General features: G+C 71.3%; 23 protein-coding genes. 1 reads left to right on the top strand and 22 read right to left on the bottom strand.

Annotated features, from left to right (window positions below; translation table 11 throughout):
- Nucleotides 1-26 precede the first annotated feature (26 nt).
- From nuoK to FB557_RS03430, 13 genes are all read right to left on the bottom strand, one after another.
- On the bottom strand, nt 27-326 hold the full coding sequence (gene nuoK / locus FB557_RS03490; protein ID WP_144855553.1) for an NADH-quinone oxidoreductase subunit NuoK: 300 nt from the start codon (nt 324-326) through the stop codon (nt 27-29).
- Complete coding sequence (locus FB557_RS03485) at nt 323-1,096, bottom strand: NADH-quinone oxidoreductase subunit J (protein WP_144855551.1); 774 nt, start codon at nt 1,094-1,096, stop codon at nt 323-325. Before FB557_RS03485 ends, nuoK begins: the two co-directional genes overlap by 4 nt.
- Nucleotides 1,093-1,725 carry an NADH-quinone oxidoreductase subunit NuoI gene (gene nuoI / locus FB557_RS03480; RefSeq protein WP_144855549.1) on the bottom strand — a complete coding sequence of 211 codons (633 nt, stop codon included), beginning with the start codon at nt 1,723-1,725 and terminating at the stop codon, nt 1,093-1,095. The genes FB557_RS03485 and nuoI overlap by 4 nt, the downstream gene beginning before the upstream one ends.
- A complete protein-coding gene (gene nuoH / locus FB557_RS03475; RefSeq protein WP_144855547.1) occupies nt 1,718-3,151 on the bottom strand; it encodes an NADH-quinone oxidoreductase subunit NuoH in 1,434 nt (477 codons plus the stop codon). The genes nuoI and nuoH overlap by 8 nt, the downstream gene beginning before the upstream one ends.
- On the bottom strand, nt 3,148-5,625 hold the full coding sequence (locus FB557_RS03470) for an NADH-quinone oxidoreductase subunit G (RefSeq protein ID WP_144855545.1): 2,478 nt from the start codon (nt 5,623-5,625) through the stop codon (nt 3,148-3,150). Before FB557_RS03470 ends, nuoH begins: the two co-directional genes overlap by 4 nt.
- Nucleotides 5,622-6,944 (bottom strand): NADH-quinone oxidoreductase subunit NuoF, encoded by a 1,323-nt coding sequence (gene nuoF / locus FB557_RS03465; RefSeq protein WP_144855543.1) that lies wholly within the window; start codon nt 6,942-6,944, stop codon nt 5,622-5,624. Before nuoF ends, FB557_RS03470 begins: the two co-directional genes overlap by 4 nt.
- Nucleotide 6,945: 1 nt before the next feature.
- The gene (gene nuoE / locus FB557_RS03460) at nt 6,946-7,869 is read right to left on the bottom strand and encodes an NADH-quinone oxidoreductase subunit NuoE (RefSeq protein ID WP_144855541.1); all 924 of its coding nucleotides are present in this window, start codon (nt 7,867-7,869) and stop codon (nt 6,946-6,948) included.
- On the bottom strand, nt 7,866-9,209 hold the full coding sequence (locus tag FB557_RS03455) for an NADH-quinone oxidoreductase subunit D (protein ID WP_144855539.1): 1,344 nt from the start codon (nt 9,207-9,209) through the stop codon (nt 7,866-7,868). Before FB557_RS03455 ends, nuoE begins: the two co-directional genes overlap by 4 nt.
- Nucleotides 9,209-10,066 carry an NADH-quinone oxidoreductase subunit C gene (locus tag FB557_RS03450; protein ID WP_144855537.1) on the bottom strand — a complete coding sequence of 286 codons (858 nt, stop codon included), beginning with the start codon at nt 10,064-10,066 and terminating at the stop codon, nt 9,209-9,211. The genes FB557_RS03455 and FB557_RS03450 overlap by 1 nt, the downstream gene beginning before the upstream one ends.
- Nucleotides 10,063-10,650 (bottom strand): NuoB/complex I 20 kDa subunit family protein, encoded by a 588-nt coding sequence (locus FB557_RS03445; protein ID WP_144855535.1) that lies wholly within the window; start codon nt 10,648-10,650, stop codon nt 10,063-10,065. The genes FB557_RS03450 and FB557_RS03445 overlap by 4 nt, the downstream gene beginning before the upstream one ends.
- Before the next feature lie 22 nt (nt 10,651-10,672).
- Nucleotides 10,673-11,035, bottom strand: a complete 363-nt coding sequence (locus FB557_RS03440) for an NADH-quinone oxidoreductase subunit A (RefSeq protein ID WP_144855533.1) — start codon at nt 11,033-11,035, stop codon at nt 10,673-10,675.
- A gap of 73 nt (nt 11,036-11,108) precedes the next feature.
- Nucleotides 11,109-12,440 carry a geranylgeranyl reductase family protein gene (locus FB557_RS03435; RefSeq protein WP_246074368.1) on the bottom strand — a complete coding sequence of 444 codons (1,332 nt, stop codon included), beginning with the start codon at nt 12,438-12,440 and terminating at the stop codon, nt 11,109-11,111.
- Nucleotides 12,441-12,591: 151 nt separating this feature from the next.
- The gene (locus FB557_RS03430; protein ID WP_144856065.1) at nt 12,592-13,284 is read right to left on the bottom strand and encodes a demethylmenaquinone methyltransferase; all 693 of its coding nucleotides are present in this window, start codon (nt 13,282-13,284) and stop codon (nt 12,592-12,594) included.
- Between the two features lie 196 nt (nt 13,285-13,480).
- Here FB557_RS03430 and FB557_RS03425 point away from each other — a divergent pair, with 196 nt between their 5' ends.
- Nucleotides 13,481-14,782, top strand: coding sequence for an isochorismate synthase (locus tag FB557_RS03425; RefSeq protein WP_144855531.1), 1,302 nt, complete (start codon nt 13,481-13,483; stop codon nt 14,780-14,782).
- Between the two features lie 24 nt (nt 14,783-14,806).
- On the opposite strand, the gene FB557_RS03420 is transcribed toward FB557_RS03425, so the two are convergent.
- The 9 genes from FB557_RS03420 to FB557_RS03380 form a co-directional block, all read right to left on the bottom strand.
- The gene (locus tag FB557_RS03420) at nt 14,807-15,679 is read right to left on the bottom strand and encodes a carbohydrate ABC transporter permease (protein WP_144855529.1); all 873 of its coding nucleotides are present in this window, start codon (nt 15,677-15,679) and stop codon (nt 14,807-14,809) included.
- Nucleotides 15,679-16,602, bottom strand: coding sequence for a carbohydrate ABC transporter permease (locus tag FB557_RS03415; protein WP_144855527.1), 924 nt, complete (start codon nt 16,600-16,602; stop codon nt 15,679-15,681). Before FB557_RS03415 ends, FB557_RS03420 begins: the two co-directional genes overlap by 1 nt.
- A gap of 137 nt (nt 16,603-16,739) precedes the next feature.
- Nucleotides 16,740-18,113: an ABC transporter substrate-binding protein gene (locus tag FB557_RS03410; RefSeq protein ID WP_246074366.1), complete on the bottom strand. Its 1,374-nt coding sequence runs from the start codon at nt 18,111-18,113 to the stop codon at nt 16,740-16,742.
- Nucleotides 18,114-18,214: 101 nt separating this feature from the next.
- Entirely contained in the window at nt 18,215-20,068 is a 1,854-nt protein-coding gene (menD, locus tag FB557_RS03405; protein WP_170236167.1) for a 2-succinyl-5-enolpyruvyl-6-hydroxy-3-cyclohexene-1-carboxylic-acid synthase, read from the bottom strand.
- Between the two features lie 22 nt (nt 20,069-20,090).
- Nucleotides 20,091-21,620, bottom strand: a complete 1,530-nt coding sequence (locus tag FB557_RS03400) for a hypothetical protein (RefSeq protein WP_144855523.1) — start codon at nt 21,618-21,620, stop codon at nt 20,091-20,093.
- Nucleotides 21,617-21,937 carry a hypothetical protein gene (locus tag FB557_RS03395; RefSeq protein ID WP_144855521.1) on the bottom strand — a complete coding sequence of 107 codons (321 nt, stop codon included), beginning with the start codon at nt 21,935-21,937 and terminating at the stop codon, nt 21,617-21,619. The genes FB557_RS03400 and FB557_RS03395 overlap by 4 nt, the downstream gene beginning before the upstream one ends.
- A 96-nt stretch (nt 21,938-22,033) precedes the next feature.
- Nucleotides 22,034-23,011 carry an o-succinylbenzoate synthase gene (locus FB557_RS03390; RefSeq protein WP_144855519.1) on the bottom strand — a complete coding sequence of 326 codons (978 nt, stop codon included), beginning with the start codon at nt 23,009-23,011 and terminating at the stop codon, nt 22,034-22,036.
- A 7-nt stretch (nt 23,012-23,018) separates the two neighbouring features.
- A complete protein-coding gene (locus FB557_RS03385) occupies nt 23,019-23,429 on the bottom strand; it encodes a VOC family protein (RefSeq protein ID WP_144855518.1) in 411 nt (136 codons plus the stop codon).
- 62 nt (nt 23,430-23,491) lie between these two features.
- Nucleotides 23,492-23,887, bottom strand: coding sequence for a PIN domain-containing protein (locus FB557_RS03380; protein ID WP_246074365.1), 396 nt, complete (start codon nt 23,885-23,887; stop codon nt 23,492-23,494).
- Nucleotide 23,888: the final 1 nt, after the last annotated feature.

Below are 23,888 nucleotides of genomic sequence, written 5' to 3'. Positions count from 1 at the left end.
GCTGGTTGTGCACCTTGTCCGGCTCCTTACAGCTTCAGCAGGTTGGCGTCGTCGACCGAGGCCGACCGGCGGGCACGGAAGATCGCCATGATGATGCCGAGGCCGACGACGACCTCGGCGGCTGCGACGACCATGACGAAGAGGGCGATCGCCTGACCTTCGAAGCTCCCGTGCATCCGGGCGAAGGTGACGAAGACGAGGTTGGCGGCGTTGAGCATGAGCTCGACCCCCATGAAGACCACGAGCGCGTTGCGCCGCAGTAGCACGGTCGCTCCGCCGACGGTGAAGAGCACCGAGGCGAGCAGGATGTAGTTGAGGTAGCTCATCGCTGGTTGCCCTCCTCGATCGAGCTCTCGGTGCGTCCGGACAGCTCGACGTAGCGGGTGGGCACCGTGACCTGGTCACGCGCGGCGAGCGTGCGGTTGATCGACAGCTCGGAGATGCTGCCGTCGGGCAGCAGCGCCGGGGTGTCGACCGCGTTGTGGCGTGCGTAGACGCCGGGCACCGGGAGCCCGGCGACGTTCTTGCCCTCGCGGAACCGGCGCTCGCTGAGCATGCGTTGGGTCGGCTTGGGGGTGAGCCGCTCGCGGTGGGCCAGCACCATCGCGCCGAGCGCGGCGGTGATGAGCAGCGCTGCGGTGACCTCGAAGACCCAGATGTAGGGGCCGAAGGCGTAGTGCGCCATCGCGACGACGTTGCCCGGGTCCTGGCTGGGGCCAGCCAGGCTCGGCTCGCCGTCGTAGCTGATCCGCCCGACCATCGAGAAGAGCAGCACGATCAGGCCGAGGGAGAGGACCGCGGTGGCGAACCGGTGCCCGGTGAGCGTCTCGACGAGGCTGTCGGAGTGGTCGACGCCGACGAGCATGACGACGAAGAGGAAAAGCATCATCACCGCGCCGGTGTAGACGAAGATGTGCACCACCCCAAGGAAGGGCGCCTCGAGCGAGATCATGTAGAGCACGCCGAGGCAGATCATCGTCACGACCATGCCGATCGCGGCGTGCACTGCCTTGCGTGCGAAGAGCAGAGCGAGCGACGCGCCGACGGCGACGATCGCCACGGCCCAGAAGGTCACCCCTTCGCCCGTGCTGGTCATGACCGCGCCTCCACGTCGTCCTCGTTCCTCGCCGGGCCGTCGGCGTGATCGGCGTGGTGGTGCTCGACCCACGCCTGCTGCTCGGGCGTGGCCTGGGTGACCTTGCCCTGGTAGTAGTCGCGCTCCTCCATGCCCTCGACCATCGGGTGGGGCGCGGGGAGCATCCCCTGCTGCACCGGCGCGAGCAGCTGCTCCTTGGTGAAGATGAGGTCGGCGCGGTTGTTGTCGGCCAGCTCGTACTCGTTGGTCATGGTCAGCGCCCGGGTCGGGCAGGCCTCGATGCACAGCCCGCAGAAGATGCACCGCAGGTAGTTGATCTGGTAGATCCGCCCGTACCGCTCGCCGGGGCTGAAGCGCAGGCCCGCCTCGTCGTCGTTGCTCTCGCCCTCGACCATGATCGCGTCCGCCGGGCAGGCCCAGGCGCACAGCTCGCAGCCGACGCACTTCTCCAGCCCGTCGGGGTGCCGGTTGAGCTGGTGGCGCCCGTGGAAGCGCGGCTGCGTGGGCCACTTGACCTCGGGGTACTCCTGGGTGGCCACCTTCCGGAACATCGTCGAGAAGGTGACGCCGAACCCGGCGACCGGGGCGAAGAGGTCCGAGAAGAACCCGCCCTTGCTCTCGTCAGCCACGGTGCTGCTCCTTGTCGCTGCTCGTGGTGCTGTCGTGGGTGCTGTCAGTGCCGTCCCGGCGCGCCGGTGCCTCGGCGAGCGCGGTCGCTCCCCCGCGGCCGCGCGGGCTCTCGACGAGCCGCTGGCCGGGCAGCGGCGGCACGGGGTGGCCGCCGGCGAAGGGGTCGACCTCGCCCGGGATCGCGGCGGCGGCCTCGGCGGCCTTGGTCTGCTGCTCGGTCCTGGTCTCCCAGAGCCAGGTGCCTCCGAGGACGATCGCGGCGATGAAGCCAATGACGATGAGCGAGGCGATGGAGATCTCCAGGCCGCCCAGGCTGACCACCCCGCTGCCGAAGAAGCCGACCTCGGGCCGGGCCGCGCGCATGAAGGCCACGGCGATGACCCACACGAGGGTGACCGGGATGAGGAACTTCCAGCCGAACTTCATGAACTGGTCGTACCGGGTTCGCGGGAGCGACCCGCGGAGCCAGACGAAGAAGAACATGAACATCCACAGCTTGAGGGTGACCCACAGGACGCCCCACCAGCCGCCGTTGAACATCCCGTCGCCGATCGCGGCGATGCCAGGAGGTGCCGCGGGGCCCCCGAGGAAGAGGGTCGTGGCGAGCGCGGAGACGGTGAACATGTTGATGTACTCGCCGAGGAAGAACATCGCGAAGCGCATGCCGGAGTACTCGGTGAAGTAGCCACCGACGATCTCACCCTCACCCTCGGCGAGGTCGACCGGCAGCCGGTTGGTCTCGCCGACCATCGTGATGACGTAGACGACGAAGCTGACGCACGCCGGGATGATGAACCACATGTCCTGCTGCGCGTGGACGATCTGGCTCGTGCTCATCGACCCGGCGTAGAGGAAGACGGCGACGATCGCCAGACCCATCGCGATCTCGTAGGAGATGAGCTGGGCGGTGGCGCGCAGACCACCGAGCAGCGGGTAGGTCGAGCCCGAGGACCAGCCGGCGAGGACGATCCCGTAGGCGGCGACACCGGCGACGGCGAGCACGAGCAGCGCGGCGACCGGCAGGTCGGTCAGCTGCAGCGGGGTGCGGTGCCCGAACATCATCACGTCCCCGCCGAAGGGGATGATCGCGAAGCCGACGAAGGCCATCGTCGCGAAGATCAGCGGGGCGATGGTGAAGATGAAGGCGTCGGCGGCCTTGGGCCGCACGTCCTCCTTGAGCATCGACTTCATGCCGTCGGCGAGGGTCTGCAGCAGCCCGAAGGGGCCGTTGCGGTTGGGCCCGGGGCGCTGCTGCATCCGGCCGATGATTCGGCGCTCGAACCAGATCACCAGCAGCACGGAGAGCAGCAGGTAGACGAAGATCATCAGCGCCTTGACCAGCGAGAGCCACACCGGGGTGTCGCTGAAGTCCGCCCGCGGGATCGAGGGGTTCACCTCGGCGGCGAGGACGACGAGGTCGGTCATGCGGCACCACCCTTGGTCACGGTGACGACGGCTCCGGCCTGGCCGGCCAGGGCACGCAGGTCACAGCTCTCGGAGTTGGTCGGCAGCCACACGACGTGGTCGACCATCGGCTGGATGTGGACGGGCACGGTGACCCGGACTCCTCCGCCGGAGACGGTGACGAGGTCCCCGGGCACGATCGAGAGGGTCTCGGCGCTGACCGGTGACATCACCGCCCGCGGGGCCTTGGCGGTGCCGGCGAGGAAGGGCTCGCCGTCCTGCATCGTCCCGCGGTCCAGGAGGGTTCGCCAGGTCGCGAGGACCATCTCGCCCGGGCCGGGACTTGGGACCGACACCGGCGAAGGGGGGTCCCCTGCGTCGTCGGTGCGGCCGCCCTGGGGGGCGCGGGGGGCGAGAGCGTCCATCTCGGCGCGCACCTCACGCAGCGACCGGGTGCCGAGGAAGACCCCCAGCTCGTCGGCGAGCATGGAGAGCACCCGGTGGTCGGCCATCGCGGTGGTGTCCAGGGCCGCCCGGTACGGGCGGGGGCGGCCCTCCCAGTCCAGGAAGCTCCCTTCGCTCTCGTCGTGCGGGGCGACCGGCAGGACGACGTCCGCGAAGGGGGTGACCGTGCTCTCGCGCAGGTCGAGGGAGACGACGAAGGCGCGGCGCAGCGCCTCGTGGCCGTCGGCGTGGCCGATGTCGTCGACGTCGACACCGCCGACGACGAGCCCGCCGATCTCGCCGATCGACGCGGACTCGAGGATGGCGGCGGTGTCGCGGCCAGGGGTGGTCGGCAGCTCGGTCTCGGCCTGCCACAGCTCGGCGATCTCGGAGCGGTCGGCCTGGTCGGCGACGAGGCGGCCGCCCGGCAGCAGGCTCGGCAGCGTGCCGGCGTCGAGCGCACCACGCTCACCGGCGCGGCGGGGCACCCAGGCGACGCGGCCGGAGGCGCTACGGGCGAGGTCGGCGGCGGCGGCGAGGGCGCCGGGCACGGTGGCCAGGCGCTCGCCGACGAGGACGATCGCACCCGGGTCGCGCAGCGCGGTCCGGGCGGCGGCGAAGGCGTCGCTGCCCATGTGCTCGCTCGTGCCGTCACCGGCGAGGGCCTGCAGCACCTCGGTCTCGGTGCCGGGAGCGCTCGGCAGGAGCGTCCCGCCGAGCTTGTCCAGCCCGCGGGTCTCCAGCGGCGCGATCGAGAAGACCTTGGTCGCGGCCTTGCGGTAGGCCTTGCGCAGCCGCAGGAAGACGATCGGCGACTCCTCCTCGGGCTCGAAGCCGACGAGGACGACGGTCGTGGCGGTGTCGAGGTCGGCGTAGGTCACGCCGCCGGTCTCGGGGGTGGAGCCGACGACGTGCTCGGCGAGGTAGCGCTCCTCCTCGGCCGAGTGCGGGCGGGCCCGGAAGTCGACGTCATTGGTGCCCAGCGCGAGGCGGGCGAGCTTGCCGTAGGCGTAGGCGTCCTCGCGTCCGACGCGGCCTCCGACGAGCACGGCGGAGCGGGTGGCGCGCAGCCCGTCGGCGGCGACCGCCAGGGCCTCCTGCCAGGAGACCGGGACGAGCTCGCCGTCGCGGCGCACCATCGGCAGCTCGAAGCGGTCGTCGAGCATGGGGTAGGTGAAGGCCCAGCGACCCTTGTCGCAGTTCCACTCCTCGTTGACCTCCGGGGTGGCCAGGGCCATGCGCCGCATGACCTTGCCCCGGCGGTGGTCCACGCGAAGGGAGCAGCCGCTGGCGCAGTGCTCGCACACGCTCGCGGTGGAGACGAGGTCGAAGGGGCGGGAGCGGAAGCGGTAGGCCGCGCCGGTCAGCGCGCCGACCGGGCAGATCTGCACCGTGTTGCCGGAGAAGTAGCTCTCGAAGGGCTGCTCCTCGTAGATGCCGACCTGCTGCAGCGCGCCTCGCTCGACGAGCGCGATGAAGGGGTCACCGGCGACCTGGTCGGAGAAGCGGGTGCACCGGGCGCAGAGGATGCAGCGCTCGCGGTCGAGCAGCACCTGGCTGGAGATGTTGATCGGCTTGGGGTAGGTGCGCTTGACGTCCTCGAAGCGCGAGCTCGCCCGCCCGTTGCTCATCGCCTGGTTCTGCAGCGGGCACTCCCCGCCCTTGTCGCAGACCGGGCAGTCCAGGGGGTGATTGACGAGCAGCAGCTCCATGACGCCCTGCTGCGCCTTGTCGGCGACGGCGGAGGTGAGCTGGGTCTTGACCTCCATGCCGGGGGCCACGGTCATCGTGCACGAGGCCTGCGGCTTGGGCATCGGCTTGACGTTGCCCTCGCGGTCGGGCATCGCGACCTCGACGAGGCACTGCCGGCAGGCGCCGACCGGGTCCAGGCCGGGGTGGTCGCAGAAGCGTGGGATCTGGATGCCCAGCTGCTCGGCGGCGCGGATGACGAGGGTGTCCTTGGGGACCGAGACCTCGAGGCCGTCGATGGTCAGCGCGACCATCTCGACCTCGGGCGCCTCGCCCGAGCTCTTGTCGCTCGTGACGGTCATGCGTTCACCTTCACGGATCGCTGGTTGAAGAGGGTCGAGGCCTCCGGCGGGAAGGCCTCCCACCACGGGGTGTGGCACCCGACCTCGAACTCCTCCCGGAAGTACTTCACCGCCGAGGTCACCGGGCTCGTCGCGCCGTCACCGAGGGCGCAGAAGCTGCGGCCGAGGATGTTGTCGCAGATGTCGACGAGCTTGTCGATGTCCTCCGGCGTGCCCTTGCCGTGCTCGAGCCGCTCGAGCACCTGGGCCAGCCACCACGTGCCCTCGCGGCACGGGGTGCACTTGCCGCAGGACTCGTGCTTGTAGAAGTCGATCCACCGCGAGACCGCGCGGACCACCGAGACCGTCTCGTCGAAGATCTGCAGCGCGCGCGTGCCGAGCATCGAGCCCTCGGCGGCCACGGACTCGAAGTCGAGCGGGACGTCGAGGTGACGGTCGGTGAAGATCGGGGTGGAGGACCCGCCCGGGGTCCAGAACTTCAGCTTCTTGCTCGGGTCGCGCATACCGCCGGCCATGTCGATCAGCTCGCGCAGGGTGATGCCCAGCGGTGCCTCGTACTGGCCCGGGTACTTCACGTGACCGGAGAGGCTGAAGATGCCGAAGCCCTGCGACTTCTCGGTGCCCATGTCGGCGAACCAGTCCGAGCCGTGCAGCAGGATCGGCGGGATCGAGGCGATCGACTCGACGTTGTTGACGACGGTCGGCCGCGCGTAGAGCCCGGCGACGGCCGGGAAGGGGGGCTTGAGCCGAGGCTGGCCGCGGCGGCCCTCGAGGGAGTCCAGCAGCGCCGTCTCCTCGCCGCAGATGTAGGCCCCGGCGCCGGCGTGCACGGTGACGTCGAGGTCGTAGCCGGTGCCCTGGATGTCCTTGCCGAGGTAGCCGGCCGCGTAGGCCTCCTCCACCGCCCGCAGCAGCCGGCGGTAGACGTGCACGACCTCACCCCGGACGTAGATGAAGGCGTGGTTGCACCCGATCGCGAAGGAGGTGATCGCCACCCCTTCGATGAGGAAGTGCGGGGCGGCCATCATCAGCGGGATGTCCTTGCACGTGCCCGGCTCGGACTCGTCGGCGTTGACCACGAGGTAGCGCGGCCCGCCGTCGTCGGGGGGCAGGAAGCCCCACTTCATGCCGGTGGGGAAGCCAGCCCCACCGCGGCCGCGCAGGCCTGAGTCCTTGGCCATCTGCACGAGGTCGGCGGGCTCCATCGTCAGCGCCTGCTTCAGCGCCTGGTAGCCCTCGTTGTCCTCGTAGGTCGCCAGCGTCCAGGACTGGGGGTGGTCCCAGAACTTCGTGAGGATCGGTGTCAGCTGGGTGGCCATGTCACTCACCCTCTCCCGGGGTGTTCTCGTCCTTGTTGTCGTCGTCGGCGAGCTTGGTCGCCTCGGCCGCCTGCGCGTCCTCGCCGGTCGGCGTCTCGTCCGGCTCGTTGGTCGGGGCGTTGACCGAGTCGTGCCGGCCGGCTGCCTGGCCGGACACGGAGGCACCGGCCGCGGAGGGCTCCTCCTCGGTGGCCTGGGAGCCGGAGTGCGAAGGGGGAGCCTGCCACCCTTCGCGCTTGGCCACCTCGACCCCGCGCAGCGAGGCCGCACCCGCACCGGGTCCCTCGTCGGCGAGGCCGTCGGAGAACCCGGCGAGCACCCGCGAGACCTGCTTGAAGGAGCACACCCGCGAGGGGCCCCGGGAGGGGGTGACCTCCTTGCCGGCCCGCAGGTCGTCGACGAGCGCGGTGGTGGACTCGGGCGTCTGGTGGTCGAAGAACTCCCAGTTGGCCATGACGACCGGGGCGTAGTCGCACGCGGCGTTGCACTCGACCCGCTCGAGGGTGATCATCCCGTCCTCGGTCGTCTCGTCGTGGCCGATGCCGAGGTGCTCGGAGACGGTGTCGAAGATCTGGTCACCGCCCATGATCGCGCAGAGGGTGTTGGTGCAGACCCCGACCGTGTACTCGCCGTTGGGGTGGCGCTTGTACTGGGTGTAGAAGGTCGCGACGCCGGAGACCTCCGCGGTGGTGAGGTCGAGCACGCCGGCGCAGAACTCGATGCCGCGGCCGGTGACGTACCCGTCCACGGACTGCACGAGGTGCAGCAGCGGCAGCAGCGCCGAGCGCTTCTGCGGGTACCGGGCGATGACCTGCTCGGCCTCCGCCGACAGGGTCTCGAGGACCTCGTCGTCGTAGGGCTCCTTGCTCTCGCTGCTGACGTGCAGGTGACCCGAGACGGTCACCTCTCCGAAGCCACCACTCATCGGTCGACGCCTCCCATCACGGGGTCGATACTCGCGACCGCGACGACGACGTCGGCGAGGTTGCCGCCCTCGCACATCGCCGATGCGGCCTGCAGGTTGTTGAAGCTCGGGTCACGGAAGTGGGCCCGGTAAGGCCGGGTCCCCCCTTCGCTCACCGTGTGGCACCCCAGCTCCCCCTTCGGGGACTCGACCGCCACATAGGCCTGGCCGGGCGGCACCCGGAAGCCCTCGGTGACGATCTTGAAGTGGTGGATCAGCGCCTCCATCGAGGTGCCCATGATGTTGCGGATGTGCTCGAGGCTGTTGCCGAGGCCGTCACCGCCGAGGGCCAGCTGGGCCGGCCAGGCGATCTTCTTGTCGGCGACCATGACCGGGCCGGGGTTGGCCTCGAGCTCGTCGGTCACCTGCTCGATGATCTTCAGGCTCTCGCGCATCTCCTCGAGCCGGATCGCCAGGCGGTCGTAGGCGTCCGCGCCGGTGCGGGTGACGACCTCGAAGTCGTACTTCTCGTAGCCGCAGTAGGGGGCGAGCTTGCGCAGGTCGTGCGGCAGGCCGGTCGAGCGCAGGATCGGCCCGGTGATGCCGAGCGCGGTGCACCCGGTGAGCGAGAGGTAGCCGACGTTCTTCAGGCGGCCCTTGAGGATGGGGTTCTCCAGGAGGAGCTGCTCGAGCTCACCGATGCCCTTGCGCACGACGGGCACGTACTCGCGGATCATCTCGATCGAGTTGCTCGAGAGGTCCTGCGCGACGCCGCCGGGGCGGATGTAGGCGTTGTTCATCCGCAGGCCGGTGATGTTCTCGATGATCGAGAGCAGCCGCTCGCGCTCGCGGAAGCCGATCGTCATGACCGTCGTCGCGCCGAGCTCCATGCCGCCGGTGCCGAGGCAGATGAGGTGGGAGGAGACGCGGGTCAGCTCCATCATGAGCACGCGGATCGCGTTGGCCCGCTCGGGGATCTCGTCCTCGATGCCGAGCAGGCGCTCCACGGAGAGGCAGTACGCCGCCTCCTGGAACATCGGCGTGAGGTAGTCCATCCGGGTGCAGAAGGTCACGCCCTGGGTCCAGGTGCGGAACTCCATGTTCTTCTCGATGCCCGTGTGCAGGTAGCCGATGCCCGCGCGGGTCTCGGTGACGGTCTCGCCGTCGAGCTCGAGGATGAGGCGGAGCACGCCGTGCGTGGACGGGTGCTGCGGACCCATGTTGACGACGATCCGCTCCTCGGGGTGCATCCCGAGGTCGCCGATCTGCTCGTCCCAGTCGCCGCCGGAGACGTCGATGACGTGGCCCTCGGCGGCCTCGTCCATCGGGGGGGTGGCAGAGAAGCTCGTGGACGTGGACATCAGGTGTACGACCTCCGCTGGTCGGGCGGCGGGATGGTGCCGCCCTTGTACTCGACGGGGACACCGCCGAGCGGGTAGTCCTTGCGCTGGGGGTGGCCGGGCCAGTCGTCCGGCATGAGGATCCGGGTCAGGGCCGGGTGCCCGTCGAAGACGATCCCGAACATGTCCCAGGTCTCCCGCTCGTGCCAGTCGGCGGCCGGGTAGATCCCGACGACGCTGGGCATGTGCGGGTGCTCGTCCGGGACCCCGCACTCGACCCGGACGCGCCGGCCGTGGTGGGTGATCGAGAGCAGCTGGAAGACGGCGTGCAGCTCGGAGCCCTCCAGGTCGGGGTAGTGCACCCCGGAGACCGACATGCACATCTCGAAGCGCAGCGCCGGCTCGTCGCGCAGGGCCTGCATGACGGTCAGCAGGTGCTCGGGGGCGACGTGCAGGGTGAGCTCGCCGCGGTCGACGACGACGGTCCGGAGCGTCCCCGCGCCGGTGGTCTCCTCGAGGGCGTCGACGACGGCGTCGAAGTAGCCGCCGTACGGCCGCTGGGAGGCGCCGGGGAAGAGGATCGGGCTGCGCAGCCCGCCGTAGCCGGAGGTGTCGGCGCCGCTGCTCGCGCCGAACATGCCACGCCGCTCGCCGACGACGACCGGCTCGTGCCCCTCGGGGACCGAGGTGCTCTCGCCCTCCGGCGCCTGCGGGCGGGTGTTGGTGTACTCGACCGGGCGGTTGGTCCCGGTGAGGCTCTCGGTCGAGGGGAAGCCCTTGTTCGCGGTGCCGCCCAGGCCCTCACCGACCCGGTGGACGCCCTGCTCGTCGGCCTTGGCGACCTCGGCGGTCGGCCGGTCCTTCTTCTCCTCACTCATGCCAGGAGGTTCCTTCCGACGAGGGACTCGTGGTCGTGGGTGGGCGCCATCTGCTCGGTGGGCGTCGCCCGCAGCGCGGCCTGCTCGGCGGCGCGTGCGGCGGCCTCGCGGTTGACCCCGAGCTTGCTGGACTGGATCTGCTCGTGCAGCTCGATGATCGCGTTGAGCAGCATCTCGGGGCGCGGCGGGCAGCCCGGCAGGTAGATGTCGACGGGGATGATGTGGTCGACGCCCTGGACGATGGCGTAGTTGTTGAACATCCCGCCCGAGCTGGCGCACACACCCATCGAGATGACCCACTTGGGGTTGGCCATCTGGTCGTAGACCTGCCGCACGACCGGCGCCATCTTCTGGCTGACGCGTCCGGCGACGATCATCAGGTCGGCCTGGCGCGGGGTCGCCGCGAAGCGCTCCATGCCGAAGCGGGCGAGGTCGTAGTACGGCGTGCCGACCGCCATCATCTCGATGGCGCAGCAGGCCAGTCCGAAGGTCGCCGGCCAGATGGAGGCCTTGCGCATGTAGCCGACGACATTCTCCAGCGTCGTCAGCGCGATGCCTGCGGGCAGCTTCTCCTCGAGTCCCATGTGACTTTTCTCCTGGTGCTGATCAGTCCCACTCGAAGCCGCCCCGGCGCCACACGTAGGCGTCCGCGACGAAGAACGAGTTGAGGAGGAAGAGGACGACGGCCATCAGGGTGAAGAGGCCGAGTTGGTCGAAGGCGACGGCGAAGGGGTAGAGGAAGAGCGCCTCGATGTCGAAGATCACGAAGAGCATGGCCGTGAGGTAGTACTTCACGGGGAAGCGCCCGCCCTCGGGCGCCTGGGGGGTGGGCTGGATGCCGCACTCGTAGGCCTGGGCCTTGGCGACGTTGGCACGCGCCGGGCCGACGACGAGGCTGGTACCGACCGACAGCAGGGCGAAGCCGAAGCCGAGGGCCAGGAGGATGCCGAGCGGGATGTACGGGTTCATCGCGCGCTGACCTCACTTTCCGTTCGCGTCGTGCTGTGACGCACGTCATCAATCCTAGGTGCCATGCCCGAGATCATGCGCTCGGGGCCAGGCGAGTCATGGCATTGATCAGCCGGTCGTCGAACCCGCCGCCACGCTCCTGCGGCAAGTTGGCCATGAGCTTGAGCAGGAACCGCATGAGCGTCGTCCGGGGCAGGCCGTACTTCGTGGCCAGGCGCATGACGTCGGGGTTGCCGATGAGCTTGGCGAACTCGGCGCCGAGCCGGAAGTAGCCGCCGTGCATCTGCTTCATCCGCAGGGCGTAGCGCTGCAGCACTGCCTCACGGGCCGCGAGGCTCGACGCCCGGAGGGCCTCGTCGATGACCTCGGCGGCGACGTTGCCCGCCTCGAGGGCGTAGTCGATGCCCTCGCCGTTGAAGGGGTTGACCATCCCGCCGGAGTCGCCGACGAGGAGCAGGCCGTCGGCGTAGAGCGGCTGACGGTTGAAGGCCATCGGCAGGGCCGCAGACTTGATCGGCCCGGTGATCGTCGCCTCGGAGATCCCCCACTCCTGGGGCATCGAGGCCACCCAGCGGCGCATGACGTCCTTGTAGTCGGTCCTGCCGAAGGCGTCGGAGGTGTTGAGGATGCCCAGGCCGATGTTGCTCCGGCCGTCGCCGACGCCGAAGAGCCAGCCGTAGCCCGGCATGAGGATGTCGCGGCCGTCCTCCCCCTTCGTCCACAGCTCGAGGTGGGACTCCATGTACGGGTCGTCATGCCGCGGGGTCTCGTAGTAGGCACGCACCGCGACGCCCATCGGGCGGTCCTCGCGCTTCTCCCGGCCCATGGCCACGGCGAGGCGCGAGCTGACGCCGTCGGAGGCGACGACGACCGGGGCACGGAAGGTCACCCGCTCGCCGGTGGCCCGACCCTGGTCGTTCATCACCTTGGCGACGACGCCGACGACCCGGCCGGTCTCGTCGCGCACCGGCTCGGTGACGTTGTGCCGCTCCAGCAGCCGCGCGCCGCAGCTCTGCGCGTGCCGGGCCAGCCGCTCGTCGAGGTCGCCGCGGGCCCGGACCATGCCGAAGGAGGGGAAGGAGTCGACGTCGGGCCAGTCGAGCTGCAGCCGCATGCCGCCGCCGATGATCCGCAGGCCCTGGTTGTGCGCCCAGCCGTCGGTCTCGTCGGTCGGCAGGCCGAGGTGCATCAGCTGGCGCACCGCGCGCGGGGTCAGCCCGTCACCGCAGATCTTGTCGCGGGGGAAGGCGGACTTCTCCAGCAGCACGACGTCTCGGCCGGCCTGCGCGAGCCACGCGGCGGTGGCGCTGCCGCCCGGCCCGGCGCCGACGACCACGACATCGGCATGCACGACCTCGCCGGCGGTCGCGCCGGTGGTCTCTGCCTCGGTGGCGGGGTGGGTCACGCTCGTCCTTGGGGTGCTTGTGAACGGATTCACGAACTACGACAGGTTACCCATGCCGCGACGGTGGGATCAGTGAGGATCGCCTAACCCGACGCGGTCCCTCGACGCCCCCTTCGGCGGACGAGCGCAGCGAGCAGCCTCGACGGGAGGATCAGGCAGCGACGCCGCGGTGCAGCGCCACCACCCCGCCGCTGAGGTTGGTCCACTCCACCTCGCCCCAGCCGGCCGCGACGAGGTCGCTCGCCAGCTGACGCTGGTCGGGCCAGGCCTGGATCGACTCGGCGAGGTAGACATAGGACTCCGGGTTGGAGCTGATCCGGCGGGCGATCGCGGGGAGCGCCGCCATGAGGTAGCGCTTGTAGATCGTGCGGAACACCGGGACGACCGGGTCGCTGAACTCGCAGACGACGAGCCGCCCGCCCGGCCGGGTGACCCGGCGGAACTCCTCCAGCGCGACGTGCCGGTCGGCGACGTTGCGCAGGCCGAAGGACATCGTCACCGCATCGAAGCTCTCGTCGGCGAAGGGCAGGCGCATGGCGTCGGCGGCGGTGAGGCCCAGCTGGGGGCTGCGGCGCTTGCCCTCGCGAAGCATGCCGAGGGAGAAGTCGGCGGGCACGACGTCGACCCCGCCCTGGGCGAAGGGCTCGCTCGAGGTCGCGGTCCCGGCGGCGATGTCGAGGACCCGCTCCCCCGTCCGGGCTCCGACCGCCTCGAGCACCGCCTTGCGCCAGAGCCGGTCCTGCCCGAGGGAGAGCACGTCGTTGGTCAGGTCGTAGCGCGCAGCGACATCGTCGAACATCGCGGCGACGTCACGGGGGTCCTTCTCGAGCGAGGCGCGGGTCATGGCCGACATCCTCCCACCCCCTTCGCCCTCCCCCTTCGCCCCCAGTCCCGGCTCCACGAAACCCAGCCGGCTGGGTTTCGTGGAACTGGCTGGGTCTCGAAACCCAGCTGGCTCATCAAGACCCAGCCAGCTGGGTTTCGTGTGCCGGGCGAGGCCGGGGGCCGGCGGGAGTACCCGGGCGTAGGCTTGCCCGGCGATGACGACCCTGGACCCGACCCCTTCGCACGCGGACGCGGCCGTGCCCTTGCACGCACGAAGCCGCTCGATCCCGCTCAGCGACGCGAGCGACCTCCTGGCCCTGCTGCCGGTCAGCGCGCACGACGAGGTGCTGTCCTGGGTCCGCAAGGGCGAAGGGGTGATCGGCTGGGGAGTCGCTGCCTCCTACGAGACCAGCGGCGAGGACCGCTTCGAGGCGGCCGAGCGATGGTGGCGCGAGACCGCCGACGCCGCCGAGGTCGAGGACGCGGTGGACCAGCCGGGCAGCGGCCTCGTGTGCTTCGGGTCCATGGCGTTCGCCGCGGACTCCGACATCCCGTCGCGCCTCGTCGTGCCTGAGGTCGTCGTCGGCCGGAGGGGCCGGCACGCCTGGGTGACGACCATCGCCGCCGCCGACGACCCCCCGGCATCGGGGACCGACGAGCGCCTCGGACCGCAGCCGGAGCCGGCCGCCCCGCAGGCCGTCCGGTTCAGCGACGGCGAGCTCTCCGCCGGGTCGTGGGCCGGGGCGGTCGACCAGGCGCTGCACCGCATCGCCGACGACGAGCTCGACAAGGTGGTCCTCGCGCGCAGCCTCGACGTCGACTCCGACGTCGACATCGACCCCCGGTGGATCCTGCGCCGGCTCGCCGAGGACTACGACACGACGTGGGTCTTCGCCGTCGCGGGGATCGTCGGTGCCACGCCGGAGATGCTCGTGCGGCTCGAGCGGGGGCTGGTGACCTCGCGGGTGCTCGCCGGGACGATCCGGCGCACCGGCGACGACAGCCATGACCTGGCCCTCGCCGGCTCGCTCGCCCGGAGCAGCAAGGACCTCGAGGAGCACGAGTACGCGGTGCGCTCGGTCGCCGACGCCCTCGCCGAGCACACGAGCTCGATGAACGTGCCCGAGGCGCCCTTCGTCCTCCACCTGAACAACGTGATGCACCTCGCGACCGACGTCGCCGGCGTCGTCGACGACACCTCGACCTCGCTCACCCTCGCCGCCTCCCTGCACCCCTCGGCCGCGGTGTGCGGCACCCCCACCGCGGTCGCCGGTGAGGTCATCGCCGAGCTCGAGCAGATGGACCGCGGTCGCTACGCCGGCCCGGTCGGGTGGATGGACGCCGGGGGTGACGGCGAGTGGGGGATCGCGCTGCGCTGCGGTGTCTTCACCTCGCCCCGGTCGCTGCGTCTCTACGCCGGGTGCGGCATCGTCGCCGGCTCGGACACCGCCAGCGAGGTCGCCGAGTCCGACGCGAAGTTCCTGCCCATGCGTGAGGCTCTCTCCCCGCGCGGCTGACCTCTCCCCCTTCGCCGGTCGCGGTTACTTGACCGAGCCGGACATCAGCCCGCCGATGAAGTACTTGCCCAGGACGATGTAGACGAGCAGCGTCGGCAGCGAGGCGATGAGCACGCCCGCCATGATCTGGGCGTAGTCCGGGTTCTGCCCGCCGGCGAGCTCGTTGAGCGCGTAGGTCACCGGGCCGTTGTTGCGGTTGGTGAGGAAGAGCGCGAAGAGGAAGTCGTTCCACGCGCTGGTGAACTGCCAGATGAGGGTGACGACCGCGGCCGGCGCCGAGACGGGGATGACGACCGAGCGGAAGATCCGCCACATCCCCGCGCCGTCGACCGTCGCGGCCTCGAGGATCTCCTTCGGCACGGCGGTCGCGTAGTAGTTGCGGAAGATCAGCGTGCAGATCGGGATGCCGAAGATCGTGTGCACCGCGATGAGCACGACGATCCCCTCGAACCACGGGAAGACCGACTGGACGTCGATCATCATCGACTGCAGCGGGATCATCACCGCCTGGTACGGGATGAACATGCCGAAGAGGAAGAGGGTGAAGACCGTCTGCGCGCCGGGGAACTGCCAGCGGGCGAAGACGAAGCCGTTCATCGCCCCGAGGATCGTCGCGAGGACCGCGGAGACCACGGCCATGACGACGGTGCGCACCAGCGCCGGAGCCAGCCGCTCGAAGGCGCTGACCCACCCGTCGAAGGAGAGGTCGGTGGGCAGGCTCCACGCCCCGCTCGGGGTGACCGTCGACTTCAGGCTGGTGACGACGAGGACGTACATCGGCATGAGGACGAGCGCGGCGAAGAGCACGAGCAGTGCCACCCGGAGCACCTTGGCCCAGCCCGCGCTGCGGGTGCCCGGCGCGCCGTGGTGCTCGATGGTCGAGGTGTCAGCAGCCATCAGCCACGCTCCCGCTCGGTCCGGTTGGTGTACCAGAGGTAAGGGACGACGACGACGGCGACGATCACGAGGATGATCGTCGCGTTGACGGCCGCCGCCACCGGGTCACGCTGGGCGAAGAGCTGGGTCCACATGAGGGTGGCCGGCACCGACGCCGTGTACGAGTTCGGGCCGGCGATCGCGTAGATCAGGTCGAACATCTTCATCGACATGTGTCCGACGATGATCAGCGCGGAGAGCGCGATCGGCGAGAGCTGGGGGAAGAGGACGTGGCGGTAGACCTGCCACTCGCTCGCACCGTCGATGCGGGCGGCCTCTCGCTGGTCCTCCCCGATCCCGCGGAAGCCGGCGAGGAAGAGCGCCATGATGTACCCGGAGAGCTGCCAGATCGCGGGCAGCGCCATGGCCGCCATGTTCCACCGGCTGTCGGCGGACCACCAGCTCGACTGCAGGCCGTCCAGGCCGAGCTTGACGAAGAGCTGGTTCAGCCCGATGGCTGCGCCCTCCCCCTTCGCCGGGCTGAGCAGCCAGCGCCAGACCACGCCGGCGGCGATGAAGCTCACCGCCATCGGGAAGAGGTAGATCGAGCGGAAGACCCCTTCGCCGCGCACGCCCTTCTCGAGCAGGATCGACCAGAGCAGCCCCATGATCATCGTGCCGACGACGAAGACGACGGTGAGGACGAGCAGGTTCCACAGCGCGTGCTGGTAGTCGGCCGACCCGAGCAGCTCGGTGTAGTTGCGGTACCCGCCCTCGTGGATCGAGCGCTCCTCGAACTTCCCGCCGACGACGACCCGCCGGGTCGCGACGTTGAGCGAGGTCCAGATGTTCTGCGCGATGAGGTAGTAGACGAAGATGCCGACGAGGATGATCGACGGCAGCACCATGAGCAGGCCGGGCAGCCAGTTCTTCGGCCGTTGCATCGCATGCACTCCTGGGGTGGCGAAGGGGGTGTCGGGAGGTGTCGCGAAGGGGGTGAGGGGCGAAGGGGGTGCCCTCAGGGGTGACGCGGGCCGGACCCCGATGGGCGTCGGGGTCCGGCCGGCTCACCCGGTAGGCGTCACTGCCCGTGCTTCTCCGCGGCGGAGGTGAGGTCGGAGACCATGGCCTCCTCGTCCTGGGCGGAGTAGAACTTCGCCACGGCGGAGGAGACGTCGGTCAGCCATGCCAGCGGCACCGCAGCGCCGTGGGCGATCGAGCTGACGATGGTGTCGGACTGGAAGTCCTCCATCGCGCTCTGCTGGTACTCCGGGAACTCATCGGCTGCGACGTCGGTCCGGGCCGGGATCGACCCCTTCGCCTTGTTGAAGGCCAGCTGGCCCTCGGCGGAGCCGACGGTCATGAGCCAGTCCTTGGAGCCGTCGGGGTTGTCGGCGCCCTTCGGCAGGGTGAAGGAGTCGGCGAGGAAGTCGAAGACGCCGTCGGTGCCGGGGACGGGGAAGTAGGTGTAGTCCTCGCCCTCGGTGGCGTCGTTCTCGGTGAACTGCGCGACCGCCCAGTCGCCCATGACGTTGTACGCAGCGTCGCCCTTGTAGACCGCGTCGATGCTCGGCGGCCAGTCGTCACCGTCGGAGGCGGTGTTGGCGTAGCCGAGCAGCTCCTTGTAGTGGCTGACGGCGGTCTTGACGCCCTCGGAGTCCCACTTCGTCGAGCCGTCGAAGAGCCCGTTGTAGCTCTCCGGGCCGAGGTCGGAGAGGAGGACGGTCTCGAAGAGCTGGACCTGGGTCCACGTGCCGCCGATGTGCAGCGGCGTCTTCACCCCCGACTCCTTGACCTTCTCCATGTCGGCGAGCCAGGCCTCCATGTCGGCCGGCGGCTCGTTGATGCCGGCCTCCTTGAGCACCTTCGGGTTGGCCCAGACGACGTTGGCGCGGTGGATGTTGCTCGGGATCGAGTAGATGTCGCCCTCGACGGTGAGCCGGTCGAGCAGGTCCTGGGGGAAGACGTCGGAGCCGCCGAGGGCAGCCATGACGTCGTTGACCGGCTCGATCTGGTCGGCGGCGATGTAGTCGGTCAGCTCGGCGCCGGCGTGCCCCTGGAAGGACCCGGGCGGGTTGTCGTTCTCCAGGTCCGAGGCGAGCTTGGCCTTGGCGTTGGACCCGGCACCGCCAGCGACGGCGAGGTTGACGAAGGAGTCGTTCGGGTACTGCTTCTCGAACTCCGCGGTGAGCGCGTCCAGCCCCTTCTTCTCCGACCCGTCGGCCCACCAGGTGAAGACACCGACCTCACCGCCGGCCCCACCCTCCTTGGGCTCGTAGGCCTCGGCGCTGTTGGTCTCCGAGCTGCTGGCATCGCCGGCGCCGGCGTCCCCGGAGCCCCCCGAGTCGCCCCCGGTGGCGCACGCGCTCAGCCCGAGGGCGGCGACGGCCAGGAGCGCGGCGGAGCGTGTCGTGGATGTACGCATGTCGTTCCTTCCGCTGGTCGGAGCGAGCATGCCCCGACGGTGGTGCACACGTGAGTCGTGTGCGGACATTATGAGCACGCGCTTCGCCGCCCGTTCATCGAACCCGCGGATCGTGACCGGGCCGTTGCCGGCTAGTCGATCCCGGCGGCGGCCAGGCGAAGGGAGTCGAGGTCGCCGCGTCGTCGGCCCAGGTCGAGCGGCACGCGGAGGACCCGGATGCCTCGGGCGGGTTCGCCCAGCGCGGCCGCGAGGTCCGCGCCGGTCGTCACGGTGCGCGCCGGCCACCCGTGCGCCTGCGCCACGGCGCAGAGGTCGCTGCGGGTGGGGGTGGCGAAGACCCGCTCGAAGTCGGCGGAGCGCTCCGGCGCGCCGTGCTCCAGGGTGCTGAAGATGCCGCCGCCGCGGTCGTCGAGGACGACGACGGTCAGGTCTGGCACCGGTTCGTCCGGGCCGAGCATGAGAGCGGTGGCGTCGTGGAGGAAGGTCAGGTCGCCCACGACCGCGATCGTGCTGGCCTCGGGGTCGGCCAGGGCGAGCCCGGCGGCGGTGGAGAGGCACCCGTCGATGCCGGCGAGCCCGCGGCTGGCGACGACGTCGACGTCGGCGCGCGGTCGGGCGAGCCCGAGGTGGTGGTCACGGGCGGCGCTGCTGCTGCCGAGGAAGACCCGGGCCCGCGGCGGTGCGGCGCGGTCGACGGCGGCGAGGACCTGCATCCCGCTCTCGAGCCGCTCGGCCTGCAGGAGCGGGCCGGCCGCCGAGGCCAGGGCCCGCCCGAGCTCGCGCCAGTCCCGCAGCCAGGAGTCCTCGGGCCCCCGACGGGCCGCATCTGCGGGGTCGGTCCGCAGGGAGGCGAAGGGGTGGATGCTTGCCTGCTCGTGCGTCGGGTCCGCCCAGGAGTGGGTCTCGCTCACGAGGTGGACCTCTTCGGCGGCGCGCTGCAGGGCGGCCACCTGCCGCCCGAGCGTCGGACGGCCGATGACGACGAGGGAGCGCACGGGGTGCCGCGCGCGCCACGCCTCCGCGTGCAGGGCGAGCGTGCCGTGCGGGAGGAGGACGTCGGCGTGCTCTGGTGGGGGCGGGGAACCGGGCTCGGCGAGCACCGGCACCCCGTGGGCGCTGGCCCAGGCGAAGGCCGCGCGCCGGTGACCGGCGGTCGGCAGGTCGCCGATGACGGCGAGCGTCCCCGGCCCGTCGGGCAGTCTCGTGCCGGGCTGACGCTCGGACGCCAGCGACAGGTCATGGTGCGCTTGGCGCGGGTCGCGGTTCTCTTGGCGCGGGTCGCGGTGCCCTCGGCGTAGGTCTCGCACCCACGGGCCGCCGTCGTCGCGCCCGCGGCACGACTCGGGGAGCGCGACCCCCTCCCCGCCCGGGACGAGCGGGTCGCGGTAGGGCAAATTGAGATGGACCGGGCCGGGGTGGGCGAGGTCGGGGTGGGCGAGGACCGCGCCGACCGGCTCTCCCCCTTCGCCGCCGGTCGCCGCGGACACGGCACGCGCGGCCGTGGTGCGCAGGGCCGCGCACTGCTGGGCGAGCCGATCGCCGGCAGGGGTCTCGAGGTCGACGAAAAGCCGGGTCCGGGCCGGGCCGAAGATGCCCACCTGGTCGGTGGCCTGGTTGGCGCCGACGCCGCGCAGCTCCGGCGGGCGGTCCGCGGTGAGGAGCAGCAGGGGCACCTGCCCGTGGTCGGCCTCGAGGACGGCGGGGTGGAGGTTCGCGACGGCGGTGCCGCTCGTCGTGACGACCGCCGCCGGCACCCGGCTGACCTTGGCCAGCCCGAGGGCGGTGAAGGCGGCTGCACGCTCGTCGACCCGGACGTGCAGGGTCAGCGCACCGGTGCGCTCGAGGTGCTGCGCGGCGTAGGCGAGCGGGGCGGAGCGCGAGCCGGGCGCGAGGACGACATGGCGCACCCCGAGGCGGACCAGCTCGTCGAGCAGCGCGAGCGCTGCGACGACCGACGGCGTCGCGGGGTCGGGGCTCGTCTGCACGCCTGAGATCGTCGCACGTCGCTCACTCTCGAGGCACCCGCTCCACGTCGTAGTCGACGACCACCGGCGCGCCAGCACCGCCCGGCGCGCCGAGGAAGTCGAGGGCTCCGGCGCGCCACTCCCGCAACGAGGGCTCGTCCGCGAGCTGCCGGTCGAGCAGGGCAGCGGTCTCGACGTACCGGAGGTTCTCGTGGGCGGCGGTGGAGCGTCGGCGCTCGGCCGCGTCGTCCAGGTCGCGTCGCACGGTGACCCACTCCCCCGAGTCGGGGTTGCGCTCCCCGTCGAGCATCGGCACGAGGTCCTGGCGGTGCTCCAAGGAGAGGACCGAGACCCCCTTCGGCATGGTCACCCCGCCGATCGGTGCGCCAGAGGTCACGACGTGGGACACCCCCCGGTGCCGCCGGCGGAAGGCCGGGTCGGCGGCCAGCCGGGCCGCCGTCAGCCCGCCCTGGCTGTGACCGGACAGCAGCACCGGGTCGTTCACCCCCTTCGCGCTCCTGCCGACCCGCGCCTTGGAGTCGGCGAGGGCCGAGCTGACCGCCGCCATCGTCAGCGTCGAGCCACCCGCGACGAGGGCCATGTTGCTCGTCATGTCGAAGGGCTCCGCGCCCGGCTTGACGTCGAAGGTCTGGGTGCCGGGGATGTCCACGACCCAGGCATAGCCGCCGTCCGCGGTCGGCAGCCCGGTGACCCGCACCTGGTCGCCGCCGGAGGTGGGCGAGTCGTTGGCCACGAGGTCGGCCAGCCCCGCCGGCCGTCGCCACCCCTCGGCCGCCGGGTCGACCGCGGTCGCCGTGGTCCGGACCGCGAAGCCGGACTCGTCGAGGACGAGCCCACCGCCCAGCGCCGTGATGGTCGCGGCGGCGTCCTCGTGACTCGCGGACGGGTAGGGCACACCAGCCCTGCGGGCGGCGACGGCCAGGCCCAGACCGACGAGGGGCTGGCCCTCGCCCAGCCCGGTGAGCAGCCCCTCGGCGCCGCCGACGAGGTGCTCGAGGACCCACGGCTGCTCGTAGACCAACCGGTCCGCAAGCGGTCCCGCCTCGGCCTGGACGTCCCGGGTGAGACCGAGGGAGGCGCGAAGGTGGGGTCGCAGCCACCGGGCGTCGAGGCGCTGAACCCCCTTCGCCACGACCCAGCCGGCGGCGGTGAGCCCGGCGACCGGCAGCACGAGGGGCGCGAGGGCGGCCCCGACGGCGGTCCCGACCGCCTGGTCGGCCTCGTCCACGGCGCGCTCCGCGGCGGCCTCGCCCGCGCGGTAGCTGAGGACGCAGGCCGTCACCGCCTCGGCGAGGCCGCGCAGCGCAAGGGACTCACCGGCCGCTCCCCACGGACCTGCGGCGGAGGCCAGGTCGCGCTCGCAGCCCCACGAGGCGGCGGGAGCGAGGACACCGGCCACCGCGAAGAACGGGTGGGCCGCGACGGCCGCGATGTCGCCGGCGACGTCGCTCAGCTCGTCGGAGAGGTCACGCAGCCGGCCAGCTGCGACCTCGAGCGTGTCCAGCCCGACGGCTACTCCCCCGGCGCCGCCGCTGACCTCGAGCCCGCTCACCTGGCCAGCTCCAGCGCCGCAAGCGCCGCCGCCCGGATCCCCCGCGCCCGCCCGGCGGCCGCCGCCCCGAGCGCGCGCACCTGGGCGGCTGAATCGTCCAGGTCCGCTGCGACCCGGCGCAGCCGGGCGCACCGCTCGTGCACCTGGTCCTCGTACAGCTGCGCCGCGTGCGCCTGCCACTCCAGCTCGGCGCACTCGGCGACCACGGCCGCGATCGCGGCCACCCGCCGGCTCAGCGCCTCCAGCCGCGCGGCCAGGTCAGCCGGCACCCCGTCGTCGTCGAGGTCGAGCATCCGGGTGACGTCCAGATCGAGCATGCCTGCGATCGAAGCCGCACGCAGGCCTTGCCGCGAGGCCGCCCACCTCGGCTGTGGACGGGCGGGCGCACCCGGAACGGGCTGTGAATCGTGCCCTCAGAGCAGCGCCCACGCCGCGCCCAGGCGCTCGCGCCACCACTGCACCCGCTCCGGCGGTGCGGCGAGCTCGTCCAGGCGTGCCTCGTCGACCACCACCTCACGTACCGGCAGCGACCCCGCTCGCGGCACCAGCGGCTCGTGCGTCACGTCACCGTCGAGCAGGTTGACGGTGCCCAGCCCGCAGGCGAAGGGCAGCTCCGGCAGCGCCGCCGCCAGCGCCACCCCGGCCCGGATCCCCACGCTGCTGTCCAGGGCGGAGGAGACGACGGCGGGCAGTCCGCAGTCCTGCACCACCCGCAGCGCCGAGCGCACCCCGCCGAGGGGCGCGACCTTGACGACGACGACATCGGCGGCCTCGAGCCGGGCGACGCGGAGCGGGTCCTCGGCCTTGCGGATCGACTCGTCCGCGGCGATCCGTACGTCGATCCCGTTGCGGGCCAGCGCCATCCGCACCTCGCGCAGCTCGGTGGCGGTTGCGCAGGGCTGCTCGACGTACTCCAGGGCGAAGGGGGCGAGCCGGCTGATCGCGTCGACCGCCTGGTCGACCGACCACCCGCCGTTGGCGTCCAGTCGGACCTGGCCGTCCGGCCCGAGGACGTCGCGGACGGCGGCGACCCGGGCGAGGTCGTCGGTGAGGGACTGGCCCCTCTCAGCGACCTTGACCTTGGCGGTGCGGCACCCGTCGAAGCGGGCGATGACGGCCGGGACTGCCTCCGCGGTGACGGCGGGAACCGTTGCGTTGCACGGGATCTCGTCGCGCAGCGGCGCCGGCCATCCGGTGTCGGCGGCCTCCAGGGCGGCGGCGAGCCATCGGCTCGCCTCGGGCGGCTCGTACTCGACGAAGGGGGAGAACTCGGCCCACCCCTTCGCTCCCTTGACCAGGGCGACCTCCCGCCGGTCCAGGCCGCGGAAGCGGACCCGCAGGGGGATCGAGACAACCCGCAGGCTCTTCTGGAGCTGCTCGAGCGAGGTCATGGGATGGTCACCGGTCGCGGCTGGAGAGCACGCAGAACTCGTTGCCCTCGGGGTCGGCCAGGACGGTCCAGGTGACCTCGTCGGCGTGCTGGCCGACATCGACGTAGGTGGCGCCGCGCTCGACCAGGGCGGCGATCTCGGCGTCCCGGTCCTGACTGCGGTGGGGGGCAAGGTCGATGTGCAGCCTGTTCTTGACCGCCTTCCCCTCGGGGACGGGGACGAAGACGAGCCCGGTCCGCGCGCTCAGCCAGGTGCCGAGGTCATCGATCACCTCGTCGTCCGCGGCCACGTCCGGCACGACGCACACCTCGTGCTCGTCCTCGTAGGCGATCTGCCAATCGAGTGTCTGCGCCCACCACCGGCCGAGCGTCGCGATGTCGTGGGCGTCGACCACGGTCGTGTACCAGCGCAGAGCCATGGTCATGAAACTACTCGGCGCTGACGCTACTCGGCTCTCCGTCTGCGGGGTGTGAGCGAAACTCAGAGGTGGAGACGTTCGATGGGCTGGCCGGTGGTCTCGGCGATGAGGTCGAAGTCCTTGTCCAGGTGGAGCACGGTGAGCCCGGCGAGTTCAGCAGTGGCTGCGAGGACGAGGTCGGGAACAGAGGGCGCGCGATGCTGGCCGCGTCCGGCAAGAAGGAGCTGGACCTCAAGCGATCGGTCCTCGATCGCTGGGGTCAGGTACTCGACCGGCATGGACGAGAGCGGGGGAGCAGTGAAGGCGCCGTGGGCGGCGGCACCGCCGCGGGCGGAGTACCCGATCTCAAGTCGGGTCATCGCGGTGATCCGGATCAGGCCTTGCTGGATGCGATTCGCCCACTCTTCAGCGTCTGGACTCTCACTATCCGCACGAGCGCGGACTTGTCGATGAGCCACT

Source organism: Marihabitans asiaticum, assembly GCF_007828725.1.
In the GTDB taxonomy this organism is placed as follows: Bacteria; Actinomycetota; Actinomycetes; order Actinomycetales; family Dermatophilaceae; genus Marihabitans; species Marihabitans asiaticum.
The sequence above is the reverse complement of the archived record's forward strand: the minus strand, read 5'-3'. Positions and strand labels throughout refer to the sequence as shown.